Below are 2,796 nucleotides of genomic sequence, written 5' to 3'. Positions count from 1 at the left end.
GGGGCGGAGCCCCAGTTACGGGAAGGGGCGGGGTGGGGGAGAAGCATCGGACGTCAGCCGCGCCCGCAGCAGCGGCGTAAGGCGGCGTTCCACGCCGCGGTGCAGCGCCCAGGCGACGGCCAGCATCAACACCACCGTCACCGCGAACGTCACGTACGACGGAAGCCCGAGCCCCCGGTGCAGCAGACCGATCGCCACCCAGCCCAGGTGCTCGTGCACCAGGTAGAAGGGGTAGGTCAGAGCGCCCGCGGTGGTGAGCCAGCGCCAGTTCGCCCAGGACAGCGCGCCCAGCGCGATCGCCGCGACGGCCGCGAAACCGGCCGTGACGATCGCGATGGCCACCAGCGACGGGTGCGGCGGGTAGGCCGCGGCCTCGGCCCCGTCCCGTAGCCGGTCCACCGCATAGTGCTGGCCGATCAGCCAGCTGACCGCCACGATGCCCCAGGCCGTGGCGTCCCGCCGGTTGCGGTACACCAGGTAGAGCCCGATGCCACCGATGAAGAACGGCGCGTGCTGCGGCACCAGTACCAGCCGCAGCAGCTCGTTGTCCGCCTGCTCGGTGATCGCGGCGGCCAGCGTCCACACCGCGCAGAACAGCACGATCCGCTGCCGGTTGGCGCCCGGCAGGATGACGCAGAGCGCGAACAGGGCGTAGAAGCGCAGCTCCACCCAGAGCGTCCAGCACACCCCGAGCACCCGGTCGGCGCCCAGCGGCTGCTGCAGCAGCGTCAGGTTCAGCAGCGCGTCGCTGGCCGAGACCGCCTCGTACGCCACCGGGGGCAGCGCGAACACCACGGTGACCAGGATGACCGCCGCCCAGTACGACGGCAGCAGCCGCGCGGCGCGGGAGGCGAAGAAGGCGCGCATCGGCCTGCCCCAGCCGCTCATACAGATGACGAAGCCGCTGATCACGAAGAAGATCTGCACACCCAGGTTGCCGAAGGCCAACCAGCCGTGCGCGGTGGGGAACTGGACCTGGGTCGAGGTGCCCCAGGCGACGGCCACATCGCCGTCGCGGCCGCCGTAGTGGAAGCCGGCGACCATCAGCGCGGCCAGCAGCCGCAGCGCGTCCAGGGCGCGCAGCCGGGGCGCGGGCGCGGTGCTCTGGCGTCGCGTCCCCGGTGTAGCGGAAGAGCCCACTCCCGGTGAGGGCTTCGGGAGTGTCATGCCGGTGGCGCGCGTCATCCGAACGGCGCCCGTTCGACGTATCGCCGGCTGTTTCTCGGGCAGCTGCGCAGGGAGTCGGAAGGGAACGACAGTATGACGAAGTGCTTCATTGCAGCGACGATAGGCGGCCGACCGGCATTCGCACTGACCCGCGAAGAGATGTCTTGTGAACGCTCTATGGACTGCCGGTTAACTCCGAGGCAAGCCAGGCTGGTTGGGTAATTGTCGGGGTGCTGTTAACCCTTTGTTGAACCGGCGTTGGGCCAGCAACGCGAATTCCTTTCTAGCTTCTTCGACGTGCCAGAAAGCAATGAACGAACGCAGCGCGTCGCCGTACTCGCCGATTCCGACACGCGTTGGAAGTGGGGGGCGCTCACCGCGCACCGGATCGCTCCGGACGGCCGGCTCGACGGCCTGCTGCTCCGGGGCCGGGCCACGCCCACCGCGCGTCAGCTGGAGGAGGTCGGCGTCCAGGCGGACAGCCTGCGCGAGCTCACGTCGGCCGAGTTCCTCAGCGACATGGAGCGGGACCCCGAGCAGTACGACGTGGTCGTGCTCGCGCTCGTCGGCGGCGGTGTGCAGGCGATGCTGCACGGCCTCGCCAAGGTCTGGCAGGGGCGCAGGAGACGCCCCGTACTCGTCACCGGCTATGTCGGCGTCGTCTACGAGAAACTCGCCGACGGCCTGCTGCTGCGGCACGGCGCGGACATCGTGCTCGCCAACTCCCGCCAGGACGCGGAGCGTTTCCGCGCCGTGTACGAGGGGGTCGGCGCCGACTCGAGCAGCGTCGTGGAGGCCGCGCTGCCGTTCCTCGGCGGCGCCGACCACCAGGACCATGAGCCGTACACGGTCACCTTCGCGGTCCAGCCGTCCGTACCGAAGACCCGTACCGACCGGCTGTACCTGCTCAACCGCATGGCGGACCACGCACGGATGCACCCGGACCGCGAGGTCCTCATCAAGCTGCGCTCGCTGCCGGGTGAGCACACCACCCACGTGGAGAACCTCCCGTACCAACGGCTGGCCGACGACGTGGGCCTGCCGGACAACTGCCGTCTGGTCTACGGGAACATGGGCGAGGTACTCGACCGCACCTCGCTCCTGGTAACGGTCAGCTCCACGGCCGCCCTGGAGTCCCTGCACCGCCGCATCCCGACCGCCATCCTCACCGACCTGGGCGTACGCGAGCGGCTCGGCAACCACCACTTCATCGGCTCCGGCTGCCTGGCGTCCTGGGACCAGCTGGACCAGGGCCATATCCCCGAGCCCGACCCGGACTGGGTCGCGGTGCAGGGCGTCGCGGCCGACGGCGAGTACGAGAGCTGCTTCGACGCGGCCCGCAAGCGCATCGCGGAACTCGGCGAGGCCCCCGAACTGCCGCCCGTCGCCCCGTACTACAACCAGGTCACCGCGCCTGGCTACCTGCCGCCGCTGCTCGCCAGGCACCGCCTCGCACCGGACGGCACCCCGCTGCCCGAGGCCCCCGAGCCCGTCGCCGCCAGGGGCATCCGGCACACCATGCGCAAGGTCACCCGGGGCGCGGCGCGCGGCGCCTACCGCTACGGCGCCCAGCGCGTGGCCCCCGCCCTGCGCCGCCTGGGGAAGCTGTGACCTCCCCAGCCCCCCTGC

The 2,796-nt window shown here is 70.9% G+C and carries 2 protein-coding genes; one reads left to right on the top strand and one right to left on the bottom strand.

Annotated elements, in window-relative coordinates; translation table 11 throughout:
* Positions 1-15 precede the first annotated feature (15 nt).
* Complete coding sequence (locus tag U9R90_RS35195) at positions 16-1,167, bottom strand: acyltransferase family protein (RefSeq protein ID WP_411061483.1); 1,152 nt, start codon at positions 1,165-1,167, stop codon at positions 16-18.
* Positions 1,168-1,464: 297 nt separating this feature from the next.
* Between U9R90_RS35195 and U9R90_RS35190 the strand changes: the two genes are divergently transcribed.
* Complete coding sequence (locus U9R90_RS35190) at positions 1,465-2,778, top strand: DUF6716 putative glycosyltransferase (RefSeq protein ID WP_411061482.1); 1,314 nt, start codon at positions 1,465-1,467, stop codon at positions 2,776-2,778.
* Positions 2,779-2,796 lie beyond the last annotated feature (18 nt).

The sequence above is a fragment of the Streptomyces sp. E11-3 genome (assembly GCF_046540415.1).
Taxonomy (GTDB): Bacteria; Actinomycetota; Actinomycetes; order Streptomycetales; family Streptomycetaceae; genus Streptomyces.
Note: the sequence above shows the minus strand (reverse complement) of the source record. Positions and strands in the feature narration are given on the sequence as shown.

Coding starts and splice junctions, on each gene's coding strand:
- U9R90_RS35195 (WP_411061483.1), bottom strand. CDS start 1,167: ATGACACTCCCGAAGCCCTCACCGGGAGTGGGCTCTTCCGCTACACCG.